The organism is Streptomyces sp. NPDC047042 (assembly GCF_040644035.1).
Classification (GTDB): domain Bacteria; phylum Actinomycetota; class Actinomycetes; order Streptomycetales; family Streptomycetaceae; genus Streptomyces.
Window position 1 is genome coordinate 37,720 of record NZ_JBEYVP010000037.1, and the last position, 16,434, is coordinate 54,153.

The 16,434-nt window shown below is 69.0% G+C and carries 10 protein-coding genes; 6 read left to right on the plus strand and 4 right to left on the minus strand.

The window, feature by feature from the left end:
* Positions 1-183 precede the first annotated feature (183 nt).
* Both ABZ855_RS35840 and ABZ855_RS35845 read left to right on the plus strand, forming a co-directional pair.
* The gene (locus ABZ855_RS35840) at positions 184-489 is read left to right on the plus strand and encodes a 4a-hydroxytetrahydrobiopterin dehydratase (RefSeq protein WP_319200943.1); all 306 of its coding nucleotides are present in this window, start codon (positions 184-186) and stop codon (positions 487-489) included.
* Between the two features lie 21 nt (positions 490-510).
* Positions 511-1,350, plus strand: a complete 840-nt coding sequence (locus ABZ855_RS35845) for a class I SAM-dependent methyltransferase (RefSeq protein WP_360814062.1) — start codon at positions 511-513, stop codon at positions 1,348-1,350.
* Here ABZ855_RS35845 and ABZ855_RS35850 read toward each other — a convergent pair.
* On the minus strand, positions 1,276-2,871 hold the full coding sequence (locus ABZ855_RS35850) for a hypothetical protein (protein ID WP_360814064.1): 1,596 nt from the start codon (positions 2,869-2,871) through the stop codon (positions 1,276-1,278). The two genes, ABZ855_RS35845 and ABZ855_RS35850, sit on opposite strands and share 75 nt — an antisense overlap.
* 133 nt (positions 2,872-3,004) lie before the next feature.
* Here ABZ855_RS35850 and ABZ855_RS35855 point away from each other — a divergent pair, with 133 nt between their 5' ends.
* Positions 3,005-4,873, plus strand: coding sequence for a rhamnogalacturonan lyase (locus ABZ855_RS35855; RefSeq protein ID WP_360814066.1), 1,869 nt, complete (start codon positions 3,005-3,007; stop codon positions 4,871-4,873).
* 54 nt (positions 4,874-4,927) lie between these two features.
* On the opposite strand, the gene ABZ855_RS35860 is transcribed toward ABZ855_RS35855, so the two are convergent.
* On the minus strand, positions 4,928-7,681 hold the full coding sequence (locus ABZ855_RS35860; RefSeq protein ID WP_360814068.1) for a cellulose binding domain-containing protein: 2,754 nt from the start codon (positions 7,679-7,681) through the stop codon (positions 4,928-4,930).
* A gap of 273 nt (positions 7,682-7,954) precedes the next feature.
* Positions 7,955-10,870, minus strand: a complete 2,916-nt coding sequence (locus ABZ855_RS35865) for a glycoside hydrolase family 48 protein (protein WP_360814070.1) — start codon at positions 10,868-10,870, stop codon at positions 7,955-7,957.
* A gap of 275 nt (positions 10,871-11,145) precedes the next feature.
* On the opposite strand from ABZ855_RS35865, the gene ABZ855_RS35870 reads away from it, so the two are divergent.
* The gene (locus tag ABZ855_RS35870; protein WP_360814072.1) at positions 11,146-12,636 is read left to right on the plus strand and encodes a cellulase family glycosylhydrolase; all 1,491 of its coding nucleotides are present in this window, start codon (positions 11,146-11,148) and stop codon (positions 12,634-12,636) included.
* A gap of 67 nt (positions 12,637-12,703) precedes the next feature.
* Entirely contained in the window at positions 12,704-14,425 is a 1,722-nt protein-coding gene (locus ABZ855_RS35875) for a glycoside hydrolase family 6 protein (protein WP_360814074.1), read from the plus strand.
* 116 nt (positions 14,426-14,541) lie between these two features.
* Here ABZ855_RS35875 and ABZ855_RS35880 read toward each other — a convergent pair whose 3' ends face one another.
* Complete coding sequence (locus ABZ855_RS35880; protein WP_360814076.1) at positions 14,542-15,324, minus strand: phytanoyl-CoA dioxygenase family protein; 783 nt, start codon at positions 15,322-15,324, stop codon at positions 14,542-14,544.
* A gap of 157 nt (positions 15,325-15,481) precedes the next feature.
* Between ABZ855_RS35880 and ABZ855_RS35885 the strand changes: the two genes are divergently transcribed.
* Positions 15,482-16,402, plus strand: a complete 921-nt coding sequence (locus ABZ855_RS35885) for a class I SAM-dependent methyltransferase (protein WP_360814078.1) — start codon at positions 15,482-15,484, stop codon at positions 16,400-16,402.
* Positions 16,403-16,434: the final 32 nt, after the last annotated feature.

Sequence of the window (16,434 nt, forward strand, 5' to 3'; positions counted from 1 at the left end):
AGCAGTGTGTCACGTTCCGCTGTCGCCCTGACAGGTTCGAGCCACGGTGATTACCGGGAAGGTACCCGCCCGCGGCGGTGCCCCGGTCTTCGCAGCGAGCCGGAAAAACCTCCTGACCTGGGCCGGAACGCCCTGTCTGTGGGACGCTGGGAGAGCACCCCACATCAGGGAAGGAGCGTGGTCATGCCCGTCGAACCGCTGTCGCAGAAGGAGATCGAGGACCGGCTGGCGGAACTGCCGGGCTGGACGCTCGACGGAGACCGGATCGCCCGCTCGTACCGTCTCGGCTCGCACTTCGCCGCGACGGCGCTGGTCATCCACATCGCCCAGGTCCAGGAGGAGCTGGATCACCACTCGGACCTCACCCTCGGGTACAACACGGTGTCACTCACCGTGAACACCCACAGCGTGGGTGGTGCTGTCACCCGCCTCGACTTCGAGCTCGCGCGCAGAGTCGAGGACCTCGCACCGGGCCATGGGGCGAGCTGACCGGGCCGCGGGAGGGGGACCGTGCTGGACTACAGCCAGGAGGCGGAGCGGTACGACGCCTCGCGCGGCGGTGAGCCGAGGGCGGCGGCCGCGGCGGAGGCCGTGCTGAGCCTCGTACCCGTGGAAGCGCGCAGTCTGCTCGACGTGGGATGCGGTACGGGCATCGTGACCCGGCGGCTCGCGGTGGCGCGGGCCGGGATGCGGGTGACGGGCGCCGACCTGACCGACGCGATGGCCAGGAGGGCCGTCGCCCGCCTCCCCGGTGCTGTCGTGCTTGCCGACAGCCGTCAACTTCCCTGTCCGGACGGTGGGTTGGACGCGGTGACCAGTGTGTGGCTGCTGCATCTCGCCGGGCGGGCCGAGGATGTCCGGGCCATCATCGGGGAGTGCGCGCGGGTGCTGCGGCCGGGCGGGGTGTATGTCACCACCGTCGACAAGGGTGCCTCGCACAACGTGGGCAGTGACATCGACGCCGTTCTCGCCTCGCGTCCATGGCGTGCGGCACCGGACGCGGCGGCCGTCGTCGAGGCGCATGCCCTCGCGCACGGGCTGGTGCCGGCCGGTCAGGCGCGGTTCCGGGGGCGCGGGCAGGGACGCAGTCCCCGGCGGGCCGTCGCCGACCTGCGGCGCGGATGGTTCATGACGTTGCCGCCGGGCGACCCGCTGGCCGACGGCTTCGCCGCGCGTCTGGAGGCGCTGCCCGACCAGGACCGGCCCCGCCCGGACCCGGTGTTCACCCTGCGGGCGTTCCGGAAACCGGTCGCCGTCCCGCACACGCGCCGGGCCTCAGATGCCGAACCGCAGGGAGCGCCGCAGCAGATCGAGGGTCTCGTCGGCCCAGGCGAGCACGCGCAGTCCTGAAGTGAGGTTCCCTGGTGGGTGGTTGATGAGGGTGTCGCGTCGGACCAGCCTCTCGAAGTCCACCAGGACCGGGTCCTGACGGGGTGTCACACCGTCGGGCCGGAAGAACGGGACGCCGGCCAGCCGCATCACGTTCACGATCTCCTGCGCGATGATGCCGTAGCCGACGGTCGTCGGGTGCACGCCGTCCAGGGAGAACACACCGCCGTCGACGCGGCGTTGACCGTCGCTGGTCAGGAAGTGGGTGTTGGGCACCGGATCGAGCGCGCGCAGCGCGGAGGGCATGGGATACGGCTGCCACCAGGGGGGTCGCGCGAGCGGGTCCTCGATGTAGCGGCGGGAGCCGAGCCGGTCGAGCACCGCCACGATCTCCAGCAGGTACCAGTCCTTCCTGTCGCCGCCGGCCCCGACCGCGGTGCCGTCCCGGGCCTGCCGGACCACATCGGCGATGGCGTAGTTGTAGCCGTCGATGGCCGCGTCGATCTCCCGCGCCTGCTCGCCGGTGAGATGCGGGTCCTCGGTGGGGTCGAAGTCGCGATCGGTGATCCACGGCCGGGTGTAGTACGGGAAGTACGAGGAACCCCGTTCCATCTTGACGGAGACACCACGGGCGATCGGGGCGATCGTCACATGGGGGACCGTGCACCAGATGACGTGCCGGGCCTTGACGGTGTGCACTGCGGCGGCGACCTTCTCCAGTTCGCTGCTGAAGTGCTCGACCTGCCAGACGGTGAATTTCGCCTTGGCGTCGAGGTCCTCGAAGGCGTTGTTCTCTCCGTCGCTCAGGACGTACTTCAGATCCAGCACCGACCCCAGCGCGTTGTTGGCCCCGAGGAACACGACGAGTGTCTCGATGCCGTGGTCCGGATCCATGCCGTGGCCGACGTCCTCGCCGAGGCGGGCGGCCGCGGTGAACTGGGTGAGAGTGCCGTCGGGAGGGGCCGGCAGTACCCGCAGGGCGGCCAGGTCGTCGGCGTGATCGACGGTCTGCCGCAGCAGGTTGTCCGTGGGGTTGGCGAGCCGCTTGACGCATACGGCCGCGGTCTTGTCCAGCGCGTCCCTGAGGTCCCAGCCGAAGATCCCGAGATTGTGGCTGATGTCCGTGGCACTGGGCAGAACGCTGCCGGGTCCCCGCTCCCAGTAGTCCTCGGCCTTGTCCATGGACCGCCGGGCGTGCAGCAGCGCGGGAACGGTCTCCCACCAGTCGACGTCGCGCCCGAAGCGTGCTTCGAGGTCACGCAGAAACATCTCGATGTTGAACGGGAGGCCGCCGAACCCGTCGTATCTGGGGAAGCGGAACCTGTCCGCCCACCCCAGTTCGTGGGCGATGATCGCCGGATACGACAGATCGGTGTTGAAGATCGCTCCGCTCTGGAACCCGTGCGTGAGCGAGTCACCGATGGCGACCAGCCGATGCGTGGGGCGGGGAGCGGACTTCCACGGTGGATCGAACGCGATTCCCAGTCTCGGGTCCTGCTCCGGCGTTCGTGGGATCGGTCCGCGGGGTGTCGTGGTGCTCATGAGGCTCCACCTGGTGAGGAATCCGCGCGACCCCGGCAACTCGCGCCGCACGGGTGGCGACAGCAGAACAGCACCCGCTCTCTTTTCCGAGAGGTATCCGTTCGTTTCGTCGTTCACGAAAGAGGATTCCATCGTGCCGCACCCGTATGAGCACCGCAAACGCAGAATTCCGACCGCCGTGGTGGCCGTCGCGCTGGTCGCGGGCGGTCTCACCGCCTACGGCAACGCCGGTACCGCCGAGGCCGCCACCGCCCGTCAGGTCGAGGCGCTCGACCGGGGTGTCGTCAGCGTGCACACCGACAGCGGCAACCTGGTCAGCTGGCGCTGGCTCGGCACCGATCCGAACGACGTGTCCTTCAACGTGTACCGGGCGGGTACGAAGGTCAACTCGACGCCGGTCACCGGCTCCACGAACTATTTCCACTCGGGGGCGCCGGCCCAGGCCGACTACACGGTCCGTGCGGTCGTCGGCGGTGTGGAACAGGGCGACTCCGTCCACGCGATCCAGTTCCGCACCGGATACAAGGACGTGCCGATCACCCCGCCCGCCGGCGGCACGACTCCCGACGGGGTCGCCTACACCTACGAGGCGAACGACGCGTCGGTGGGTGACCTGGACGGTGACGGCGCGCTCGACTTCGTACTGAAGTGGCAGCCCACCAACGCCAAGGACAACTCCCAGTCCGGGTACACCGGCAACACCATCGTCGACGGGATCAAACTCGACGGCACCCGGTTGTGGCGGATCGACCTGGGGCGCAACATCCGCTCGGGCGCGCACTACACGCAGTTCCAGGTGTACGACTACGACGGCGACCGCAAGGCGGAGGTCGCCATGAAGACTGCGGACGCCACGGTCGACGGGACGGGCGCGGTCATCGGCAACTCGTCGGCGGACTACCGGAATTCAAGCGGTTACGTGCTCTCCGGGCCCGAGTATCTGACCATGTTCAACGGGCAGACCGGCAAGGCGATGGGCACCGTGGACTACGTCCCGGCGCGCGGCACGGTCTCCTCGTGGGGCGACTCCTACGGCAACCGGGTCGACCGATTCCTCGCCGGTACCGCCTACTTGGACGGCGCCCGCCCCTCCCTGATCATGGCGCGCGGCTACTACACACGGACGGTGCTCGCGGCCTGGGACTGGCGGAACGGGGCGTTCACGCGCCGCTGGACCTTCGACTCCAGCTCCTCCACCAACAGCGGCAAGGGATTCGACGGCCAGGGCTCGCACAGCCTGTCCGTCGGGGACGTCGACGGGGACGGCAAGGACGAGATCGTCTACGGGGCGATGGCCGTCGACGACAACGGCAACGGCCTGTGGACGACGAAGACCGGGCACGGCGACGCTCAGCACCTCGGCGACCTGGACCCGGCACACGCGGGCCTGGAGTACTTCAAGGTGTCCGAGTCCGCCTCCCAGCCGGCCGAGCTGTACATCAACCCGGCCAACGGCACGGTCAGTTGGAGCCTCGCCGCCTGCTGCGACAACGGCAGGGGGGTCGCCGGGGACATCTGGGCGGGCAATGACGGGGCGGAGGTCTGGTCGGCCTCGGACTCCTCGATCCGTGACGAGGGCGGTGCGACCAAGGGCCGCGAACCGTCCTCCGTCAACTTCCTGTCCTGGTGGGACGGCGACCCGGTGCGCGAACTCCTCGACGGTACGCACATCGACAAGTACGGCACGTCCTCCGACACCCGCCTGCTGACCGGCGCCTCCGTCCACTCCAACAACAGCACGAAGGCCACCCCGGCCCTCTCCGGCGACCTCTTCGGCGACTGGCGCGAGGAAGTCGTCTGGGCGACGAGCGACAACACGGCCCTGCGCATCTACTCGACGCCGATCGAGACGACGACGAAGATCACCACCCTGCTGCACGACACCATGTACCGCACGGGAATCGCCTGGCAGAACACCGCATACAACCAACCTCCACACCCCAGCTTCTTCATCGGCAACAACATGCCGACAGCACCGAGGCCGACGGTGTACACGCCGTAGCAGCCGAACACGACAACGGTGGCCGCGCCCGTTCGGCACGGCCACCGTTGTGTGTCAGGCGACCGTGCAGGTCTTGTCGCCCAGTTTGAACGTGGTCGGTTTGCCGTTGGTGCCCGACCAGCTTCCCGTGAAGCCGAAGCTCACCGATGAGCCCGCCGTCACGTTCGCGTTCCAGTTCACGTTCTTCGCCGTCACCGCCGCGCCCGACTGGGTGTACTCGGCGTTCCAGAGCTGCGAGACGGTCTGGCCGTTCGGGAAGGACCAGCCAAGTGACCAGCCGTTCCAGGTGGTTGTGCCCGTGTTGCTGAGCTGCACGTCCGCCTGGAAGCCGCCCGACCACTCACTGGTGACCTTGTACGTCACCGCACAGGCCCCTGCGGGAGGCGGGGTGGGAGTGGGGGTGGGGGTGGGTGTCGGCGTCGGGGTGGGCGTCGGGGTCGGGGTGGGTGTCGGGTCCGTACCCCCGCCGCCTCCGCCGCCGCTCGTGTCCGACGAGTCTCCGTAGATGACACCGCGCCCGTTCGTCGACACGTACACGCGCCCGTACACCCGCGGGTCACCGGTGATCGCGTCACCCGTCCAACCCCACTGGTGGGCATCGTCGTTGATGCGCGTCCAGCTCGCACCCTTGTCCGTCGAGCGGAAGATGCCGCGTACGCCGGCGATCTTCGCGCTCGTGTAGAGGGTCTGGTACGACGCCCCTGCCGCCGCCTTGCCGAAGCCGACCGTGTCGGCCTGCTCGACGTTGGACAGCTTGGTGAACGTCGTACCGCCGTCCGTCGAGTGCCACAGGCCGTACGCGCCGTTCGCCGCGCCGCCCGCCAGCCAGATGTCGCCCTTCGTGCCCGGCAGCGCCTTGAAGCGCACGGTGTCGCCGGCCGGGAGGCCGCTGGCAGCCGACGCGGTGAAGGTCGCCCCGCCGTCCGAACTCACGTAGAACTTGCCCGACTTGAAGCCGTAGAAGGTCTTCGGGTCCACCCGGTCCGACTCGACGATCGCGCCCGCCGGGATACCCGAGGACGCCGACCACGACGTACCGAAGCCCGTCGCGTACTGCACCCCCGTGCCCGCCGGGCTCCACACGAACCGGCTGCCGTCCGAGGCCGCCGCGATCGTGCCGCCGCCCGAGACGCCCGAAGGGTCGCTCCCCGCGAACCAGTTGGCCCCGTTGTCCGTCGAGAACGCGACATGCGGACCCGAGTCCAGGTTGCCCACGCGGGCCACGATCCCCGGGTTGGTCTCCGCGTAGTCCAGGCTCGTGGTCGTGGTGAAGGTCGGTGAAGTGAACATCATCGAGGGGACCTTGGTGAGATCCGTGTGCCGGAACCCCCCGATGTCACCGAGCCCGCTGAGCAGCACGGCTCCGCCCGACGGGGGAGCGGCCAGGTCGAGGACCGCCGTCTCCTCCAGGCCCTGGACCATCGGCTTGATGGCGAACTGGCTGCCGCTGTCCCAGTTGGTGAGGTTCTCGGTGCCGTAGATCGTCGCGCCCGTCCCGTACATCATGCGGTTCGAGTTGAACGGGTCGATCTCCAGCGCCTCCGTCATCCACCCCAGTTTCGGCGCCTGTTCGGGCGGCGACGGGTTCGCGCCGAAGGTCAGCCACGGGGCGGACGAGACGTCCATGGTGTAGCGGTTCGCGCGGGTCGGGTACGAGGTGTAGTCCCAGGCCTTCGTCCAGGTGCCGCCGCTGTCCGTGGAGCGGAAGAGCTGGGTGTCCGGCCACCACGAGCTGTACGCCGTCGCCATCACGGTGCCCGGCTTCTGCCGGTCGATCGTCAGACCGCTGAAGCCGTAGTAGGTGTCCGCCTCCGCGACCGGGCTGATGTTCGTCCAGGTGCCGGTGGCCGTCGCGTACCGCCACAACTGGCCCTTGCCGCCGTCGTACGGGCCGCCCTTGTCGCTGTACGGCAGGTACAGATAGCCGTTCTTCGCGTCGAGGACGCCCTTGTGGGCCAGATAGCCGGTGGGCTGCCCGGCCAGCCGCGACCAGGTCGCGCCCGCGTCCGTCGAGCGGTACACCGCGTTGTCCTTGTCGGCCACCCCGACATAGATCGTGCGGGTCGCGTTGCCCGCCGTACCCGTCGACTCGTCGAAGGTGACCCAGACGATGCCCTGGTTGTCGCTGGCGTACCCGCTGGTGTCGGTCGGATCCTGCGCGTAGTTGCCGACGTTGGGGAAGTTCGCCACCTGCGCCCAGGTAGCCCCCGAGTCCGTCGACCGCCACAGCCCCTTGCCGCTGGGCGCGCCCAGATACAGCACGCTGTTGCGGTTCGGGTCGACGGCGAGCCGCTCACCCATGCCCCGGCCGGGCATGTTGCCGCCCAACTTGAAGGGCAGGTCGGCCCGTTGCCAGGTCGCGCCCCGGTCACCCGACCTCAGCACGGCCCCGTTTCCGGGGTCCCAGCTGTTCGTGTACGTGCCGACAGCCGCGTACACCTTGTTCGGGTCGACGGAGTCGGAGGCGAGGCTGACCACCCCGGTGTGGCCCCAGCGGTCCCAGCCGACCGAGTCCGTCAGCGGGGTCCATGTCTTCGTCGACTCCTGCCAGCGGTAGGCGCCGCCGATGTCCGTACGGGCGTACGCCAGGTTCTTCTCGGCGCGGTTGAAGACGATGCCGGGGACGAAGCCGCCGCCGTCGATCCGGGCGTTCTTCCAGGTGTACGTGTCCGCCGCGAGCGCGACTTCCGAAGCGGCGGAGGCAGTTGAGGCGGAGGAGGCGGACTGCGCGGCGAGTGCGAGTGGGGTGCCCGCCAACAGGCCTGCGGCCAGGGCCATGACGGCCGTGAGGATGGGTGTTCTTCGCATGGGGGTCCTCTCCGGAGGGGGGAGTCAGGGAAGGCCTGTGGGTAAGCGCTTTCCATGCGGCGCGAGAGTTGCCGGGCGACCCCCAGTGCGGTGGGGGCCGCCCGGCCGGGTGGTCCCGTCGTCCGGTGACGAGACCGCGTGCGCGGAGCCTTCAAGCGGTTCCGCGGAACGGGCGGTGCCTGCCGCGCCCCGAAGGGGCGCGGAGAACGGCGCGACCAGCCACAACAGACCGGCAGCCGAACACCGCCCAACCCGCGGAGCGCTCGGCGGGGGCTATTCCAGTAGCTCCGCGTACGAACCCATGGCGAGGGCGATGTCCGCCTGGGCCCAGAACCGGTGGTAGGTGAACGAGGGCGCGGCGCCGCCCGCCAAGTACGCCTCGATCTTCGACCAGTTGGGGTCGTTCTTGTAGAAGGAACGGAGCGAGGCGAACGTCGACGACGAGTTGATCGTGTCGCCGTTCGGCATCTTCCCGGTCCAGCCCGACGGCACATAGACACCGTCGTCGAAGCGGTTGTAGTCCGCGCGGGTCTCCGGAACGGCGATGCCCAGGGAGTCCTGGTAGTTGGACCACATGCCGTCGAGGAGTGCCTTCGCCGTCGTCGCCGCCTCGGTGTCACCGGAGCGGTCGGCGTAGTACGTCAGCGTCTTGGCGTACGCCGCCGCCACACCCACGTCGTTGGTGTAGTCGACCACCGAGACGTGAAGTCCCGCGTTGGCGCCCGGAGTTGTGGCGTTCCAGGTGTCGGGCGCACCCGACCACTGGAGCGTCGCCGGGAAGCGGTACGTGCCGTCCGGGTTGATGGTCGTCTTGGACAGCGCCCAGTCGACCCACTTGTCCAGGACGCTCTTGGCCGCCGCGTTGCCCGTCTGCTGGTAGTACTCGGCGACCCGCTCCATGGACCACGCCTGGAAGCCGAACCACTGGTTGGACGGCGGGTCGTGGTACACCGGAGCCTCGTCGTAGTACATGCCGTAGAAGGTCGGCGTACCGGCCGGCGGGGTCGCGTAGCGGCCCGCCCAGCTGTTGGTCGCGCCGCCCGCGATGGCACCCTCGTTGGACTGGAGCCAGCGGTAGAACTCGATCTGCCGGCCCAGTGACTTCGACCAGTCCGCCTGCCCTGTCGCCGACTTGGGCTTCAGATCGGCGTACGAGCTGAGCGCGTAGGCGGCCAGCGGGTTCTGGTAGCCGCCGTGCGTGTGGCTGGAGCCGATGCGCCAGGCCCAGCCCGCCGAGGTGTCGGTCGCGCCGCCCCACGCGTAGTACCAGGACAGCAGATAGTGCGAGGCGTCCTTGCCGGTACCGGCGGCACAGGCCGTCGGGCCGACACAGTTGCCTATCTTCTTGAAGTACTTGTCGTACATGGCGTAGCGCAGATAGTCGCCCATCTTCGCGGCCTTGCCGACGGTCGTGGAGACGTCGGCGCCCTTGCCCTGCTGCTTCGCCCAGACGTCCGCCCAGTACGCGGCCTGCACGGCACGCGCGTCGGCGTCCGGCGCGTTGGTGAACTTCCACTGCTTGGCGTACGACGCGTCGCCGGTGAACAGGTCCAAGTACCCGTTCGTTCCGCCGTACTTGAAGGCGTCGCAGGTCGGCTGCGGAACCGTCTCCCACACCGACTCCTGCGCGCCGCGCTGGAAGGTGTTGATGTACGAGGGTCCGGTGTCCGTCGGGCCCGCCTCGCACTTGCCGGGCGAGTTGCCGTAGCCGTACACGTTGTCGACGTCCTGGAGCCAGTGCATACCGTAGACATCATCCGTGCCGTACGCGCTCTTCAGCTCGGCCGCGATCGGGTCGGAGCCGACCGAGACCCCGGTGTCCAGCTTGGCCGGGTACTGACTCGGCAGGTCCTGCTCGGGGGCGTACGTCGCCGGCTTGGAGGCGTTGTAGAAGGAGTTGGTCGGCTGGTCGGCGTGGGTGGGGATCATGTACTGCTCCATGATCGACCAGGCGCCGTTGAACTTGCTCCAGTCGCCGGTCACCTTGCCGTACATGGCCTGCAGCCACAGGAGGTAGCTGTACGCCTCCGACGTGGTCTCGTGGCCCTGGTCCGGCGCCTCGACGATCAGCGTCTCGACCGAGTGGTAGGGGATGCCCTCGGGGGAGAAGTAGCCGCTCGCCGGGTTGGTGATCTTGCCGTAGAGGTCCAGGAACCGGGCGTCGTACACCTTCGAGGCGGCCAGCTCGGTGACGGTGACCGTCGCCTTGGCGTGGCCGGTGGCCGTCGAGTCGAAGGCCGCCGATCCGGTACCCGTCGCGTTGGCGGTGATCGTCACCTTCTGCGCCGTGTTCCAGTTGGCCGGAGTGAAGGTGAGCGAGGCGCCGCCCGTCACCGACAGGCCCGTGTTGCCGCTCGCCCGAGCCGTCGTCACGGTCACGTTCGCGCTCGGCTGCGTCGACAACTTGATGTCGTACGTGGCCGACTTGCCCTGCTGGACGCCGAGTTGGGTCGGCACGGCGACCACGGCGGGACCCGAGGCGACCGTGATGCCGACCGGCGTGGACGGCGCCGAGGCGCCCAGACTGTCGTACGCCTTCGCCAGCAGCGAGTGACTGCCCACGGCGAGCGCGGTGGCCGAGAAGGTGTACGGCGCGGAGGTGTCCGTGCCGAGCAGCGTGGTGTCGTCGTAGAACTCGACCTTGGTGATGGTCGCGTTGTCGGCCGCCGCGGCCGTGGCCGCCATCGGCACCGCGGTGCCCTGCGTGTACACGGCGCCGGCGGTCGGGCTGGTCAGCACGGTGACCGGCGGCTGGTGGGCCCCGGCGCAGGTCGTCCCGTTGATCGCGAACGAGGTCGGCGCCGCGTTGGCACCGCTGTACGTGAACTGCCCGCCGGTGCTGACGGCCGCGCCCGCGGCGATCGTCGCGTTGTACGTGGCGTTCTGCACGGTGACCGTCTGGCCGGACTGGGACCAGGTGCCGTTCCAGCCGTTGCTGAGCTTCTGGTTGCCGGCGTAGGTGTACGTCAGTGTCCAGCCGTTGATGACATCCGTACCGCGGTTGGTGATCGTCAGATCCGCGGTGAACCCGGAGCCCCAGTCATTGGTCTTGTAGTCGACGCTGCACTGGACCGCCGCCGCCTGGGCGGGAGTCGTGCCTGTGGCGAGCATGGTCAGGGGGAGGGCGAGGGCCGCCACGACAGCGGTCCAGAACCGCCGCGCGGCGCGGCGTCGGAGTTGGGGGCGCATGGTGCTGGTTCCTCCTAGCGGCTCGGAGGTGCTCGTGGAGATGTGGGGAGGAGCAACAAGCCTTGAACCAGTGGGAGCGCTCCCATATTGAAGACCCGTGTGTCAAGGGTCAAGGTGTTTGAAGACTCGAATTGATTCGACGACGTCATCTGATGGAAACACGGCAACCCCCCTGTCCTTTGCCGTCACTTGGCGCTAACTTCGTTGACACCAGTGGGAGCGATTCCGTCAGTCGACGCGTCCGTCCGACGCGCCCGATCTGCAAGGAGTCGCTCATGCGACACCCCCCGCGTTCAGGTCTTTTAGTCGTGCTCGGCGCTGCCGTCGCCCTCGCGGGCACCGCGGTCGTGCCGGTCGTCACGGCGTCGGGAGCCACCCCCGCGTGCACGGTGGAGTACTCGGTCACCAGCACCTGGGACACCGGCTTCCAGGGTTCCGTCAGCATCACCAACAACCGCGCGGCGCTCAGCAGTTGGAGTCTCGCCTTCGATTTCGGCGCCGGTCAGAAGCTCACCCAGGGCTGGAACGCCAAGTGGTCCCAGTCCGGCACCACCGTCACCGCGGCCAACGAGAGCTACAACGGCTCGCTGGGCACGGGCGCGAGCGTCAGCGCGGGGTTCATCGCCTCCCGGTCCGGGAGCAATCCCGTACCGGCGTCGTTCAAGCTCAACGGGACCAGCTGCAACGTGGACACGGAGCCGACCCCGACCCCGACACCTACTCCACAGCCCACCGACCCACCGGCCCCCGAGGCCGGAGCCCCCGCCCTGCACGTGTCGGGCAACAAACTCGTCGACTCCGGCGGCGCCACCCGGCGGCTGCTCGGCGTCAACCGCTCCGGCGGCGAGTTCGCGTGCGTCCAGGGCAACGGCATCTGGGACGGTCCGGTCGACGACGCCTCGGTGAAGGCGATCGCCGACTGGAAGGTCAACACCGTACGCATCCCCCTGAACGAGGAGTGCTGGCTGGGCCTTTCCAACATCAAACCGGAGTACGCGGGCGCCAACTACACCGCCGCCGTCAAGAGCCTCGTGGCGAAGGTGAAGGCGCACGGCATGACGCCGATCGTCGAACTGCACTGGTCCTGGGGCCAGTACACGGGCAACTCGGCCGGCTGCTCCGACGTGCACGCGAGCTGCCAGAAGCCGATGCCCGACACGCAGTACTCGCCCGCCTTCTGGACCTCGGTCGCGAACACCTTCAAGGGTGACCAGACCGTCGTGTTCGACCTGTTCAACGAGCCCTACCCGGACCGCGCCACCTCCACGGCGGCCCAGGCCTGGACCTGCTGGCGGGACGGCGGCAACTGCCCCGGCATCGGGTACGAGGTAGCCGGTATGCAGGATCTGATCGACGCGGTCCGGGCCACCGGCGCCAAGAACGTGATCCTCGCCGGCGGGCTCGCCTACTCCAACGACCTCAGCCAGTGGCTGACATACAAGCCGAACGACCCGGCGGGCAATCTCGCCGCCGCCTGGCACATCTACAACTTCAACTCGTGCTCCAGCGAGACCTGCTGGAATTCGACGCTCGCCCCGGTCGCCGCCCAGGTCCCGCTGGTGGCAGGCGAGATCGGCGAGAACACCTGCGCGCACTCCTTCGTCGACCGGGTCATGAAGTGGTTCGACGACCGCTCCCTGTCGTACCTCGGCTGGACCTGGAACACCTGGAACTGCGCCACCGGCCCATCCCTGATCTCCGGTTACGACGGCACACCCACAGCCTTCGGAATCGGTCTGCGCGACCATCTGCGCGCCATCGGTTAGTGCACCAACTTCTCCTCCCAGTAAGGCGCTTACCACCCCAAAGGAATACGAGAGGACACCCGCACTCATGAGCCGTACCAGAACAGCGATCCTCGCCACCATGGCGCTGGTCGCAGGTGCCACCGGCGCCGCGGTGGCCGCCGCGCCCGCCGACGCCGGTATCGCGGCGATACCCTGCACCGTCGACTACAAGGTGCAGAACCAGTGGTCCACCGGCTTCACCGCCGCCGTGACCGTCACCAACAACAGCGCGGCCAAGTCGAGTTGGGCCGTGAAGTGGTCGTACGCCGGTAACCAGCAGGTCACCAGCGGCTGGAACGCGAAGTTCACCCAGAGCGGCACCGCCGTGAACGTCACCAACGAGACCTACAACGGCACGCTCGCCACCGGCGGTTCGGTGAGCTTCGGCTTCAACGGAAGCTACAGCGGCACCAACGCGATCCCGGCCACCTTCACTCTCGACGGCGTCACCTGCAACGTCGACGGCGGGACCGGCCCCACGGACCCCGGCCCCACGGACCCCGGCCCGGGTACGAGCACGAGGGTCGACAACCCGTACGCCGGCGCCAAGGTGTACGTGAACCCGGAGTGGTCGGCGAAGGCCGCCGCCGAGCCGGGCGGCAGCCGGATCTCCAACCAGCCCACCGGTGTCTGGCTGGACCGGATCGCCGCCATCAACGGCGTCAACGGCGGGATGGGCCTGCGCGCCCACCTCGACGCGGCCCTCCAGCAGAAGGGCACCGGCGAGATGGTCGTCCAGCTGGTCATCTACGACCTGCCCGGACGTGACTGTGCCGCCCTCGCCTCCAACGGCGAACTCGGCCCGACGGAGATCGACAAGTACAAGACCCAGTACATCGACCCGATCAAGGCGATCCTCGCGGACACCAAGTACGCGGGCCTGCGCATCGTCACGACCGTCGAGATCGACTCGCTGCCCAACCTGGTCACCAACACCGGCAGCCGGCCCACGGCCACGCCCGCGTGCGACGTGATGAAGGCCAACGGCAACTACGTCAAGGGTGTCGGCTACGCGCTCAACAAGCTCGGTGACGTGCCGAACGTGTACAACTACGTCGACGCCGGCCACCACGGCTGGATCGGCTGGGACGACAACTTCGGCGCCTCCGCCGACCTGTTCAAGCAAGCGGCCACCGCCGAGGGCGCGACGGTCAACGACGTGCACGGCTTCATCAGCAACACGGCGAACTACAGCGCCCTGAAGGAGAACAACTTCACCATCAACGACAACGTGGCCGGCAAGTCGGTCCGCGAGTCGAAGTGGGTGGACTGGAACCGGTACACCGACGAGCTCTCCTTCTCGCAGGCCTTCCGCAACCAGCTGGTCTCGATCGGCTTCCCGTCCACCATCGGCATGCTGATCGACACGTCGAGGAACGGCTGGGGCGGCACCGCACGGCCCGCCGGTCCGGGTGCGACGACCACCGTCGACACGTACGTCGACGGCGGACGCTACGACCGGCGCTTCCAGCTCGGCAACTGGTGCAACCAGTCCGGCGCCGGACTGGGCGAACGCCCGAAGGCGGCTCCGGCGGCCGGGATTGACGCGTACGTGTGGATGAAGCCTCCGGGCGAGTCCGACGGCTCCAGCTCGCTGATCCCGAACGACGAGGGCAAGGGCTTCGACCGGATGTGCGACCCGACGTACGGCGGTAACCCGCGGAACAACTTCAACATGTCGGGTGCGCTGCCGAACGCGCCGATCTCCGGGCGCTGGTTCTCGGCGCAGTTCCAGGAGCTCATGAAGAACGCCTACCCGGCGCTCTAAGCTCCGCTGGATCGGCGGTTGTTGTCTGGTGCGGGTTCGGTGGGGGCTTGTCGCGCAGTTCCCCGCGCCCCTTTCGGGGCGCGGGTGCGGTGCGCGACCGATCCCATCGGGCCCGCTCAGGCGGGTTTTCCCAGGCCCCGGCGGATCGCGAGTTCCGCCGGGGAGTAGTTGTTGTCCGGGCGCTCCAGCTCGTAGGGGAGCATCGGATGCAGAGGTGGCTGGGCCATGAAGCGGGGGCGGGTGCCGTGGTGGGGCTGGGCCGCGTGGACCAGGAACGGGTGGCAGAGGTACACGTCCCCGGGGCTGCCGGTGGCGAGGGCGAGCGGCCGGTGGGCGGAGTCCCTGACCAGTGCGGGGGCGATCTCCAGGCCCGAGACGCCCTCCTCGCCGTACGGCTCCAGCAGTGCCGGTACGTCCAGATGCGAGCCCACCCGGATCCGCGTCGGGGCGTCCGCCTCCCCGACCTCGCTGAACAGGAACAGCATCAGCAGACAGCGGTCCCGGGAGCGGAGGTTCGTGTACGGCCAGGTCGCGCCCTCGGGGGAGTAGCTGCCCTCGATGTGCCAGCCCGCGTCGTCCGGTTCCTCCGCGTGCGGGAAGCGCAGCGGAAAGCTGCCCAGCGAATAGCGTGACGCCCAGCGGCCCTCGCCCACCAGCGCGTCGAACGCCTCATGCAGCACAGGGGTGTTGACCGCGGCGGCGAACGGGCCCTGCGCCATGTCTGACACCCAGTGCACGGGCTTCGTCCAGGTGCCCGGGTCGTCCGGATCGCATCCCGTCTCCCGCCACAGCAACCGGGCGCAGTGCTCGGCGACCCGTGGCGGGAAGGCGCCTTCGATCTTCACGAACCCGTCTTCGAGGAAGCGCTCCACCAGCTCGTCGTCCAGCTTGTCGTCCATGACGGCATGGTGGACGAGCGGGGTGGGCGGGCGCATCCGGTTTTTGCCGGAGGCGGTCGAGGAGCGGATCCCGGTTTGCCGTATCGGCAACAGAACTGGCTCGGTCGGCGGAGGCGGAGCAGGCTGGTGTCAACGACAAACGGGAGGCCCGCACACCATGGCCCATCAGCACCAGCACGACCACGGCCAGGCGCCCACTCAGGCCCACGCCCACAAGCATTCCCACGATCACGGCGACATCGACTTCGCCACGGTGATCCCCCACCTGGAGGGGCAGGCCGAACTCTACGCACCGCTCTACGCCGAGGCCCTCGCCTGGCTGGCCGGCCGGCAGCCCGAACCGGGGCTGATCGTCGACGCGGGCAGTGGCCCCGGCATCATCTCGGGCTTCTTCGCCAAGGCGTTCCCCGAGGCACGCATCGTCGCGGCGGACACCTCCGCGGCGATCCTGGAGCGCGCCCGTGAGAACGCCGAACGCCTCGGCACCACCGACCGCTTCAGCACCCTGCAGGCCGAACTCCCGGGCGGACTGGGTGAGTTGGAGTATCCCGCCGACCTGGTGTGGTCGAGCAGGGCCGTGCACCACGTCGGAGACCAGCGCGCCGCTCTCGCCGCCCTCGCCGACGTACTCGCGCCGGGCGGCACGCTCGCCGTGATGGAGGGCGGGCTCGCGGAGCGCAACCTGCCGCGCGACCTCGGCTTCGGGCGCCCCGGCCTGGAGACGCGGCTCGACGCGATCGAGCAGTCCTGGTTCAACGAGATGCGCACCGGCCTGCCCGGCCACGTCCGCGAGACCGAGGACTGGCCGGCCCTGCTCACCGCCGCCGGCCTGCGCCCCTCCGGCACACGCTCCTTCCTCCTCGACCTCCCCGCCCCGCTCACGGACGAGGCCCGCGCCTATGTGATCGGTGTCTTCGACCGCCGCCGCTCGATGTTCGCGGACGAGCTCGACGCCGAGGACCGCGCCACCCTCGACCGCCTCCTCGACCCCGACGACAAGGCGGGTCTGCACCACCGCCCGGACGTGTTCGTCCTGGCCACGCACACGGTGTACACCGGCGGCAAACCGCAGGCGTAGCGGCGCCCGGCCCGGGCTTGACTTCGAGGGCA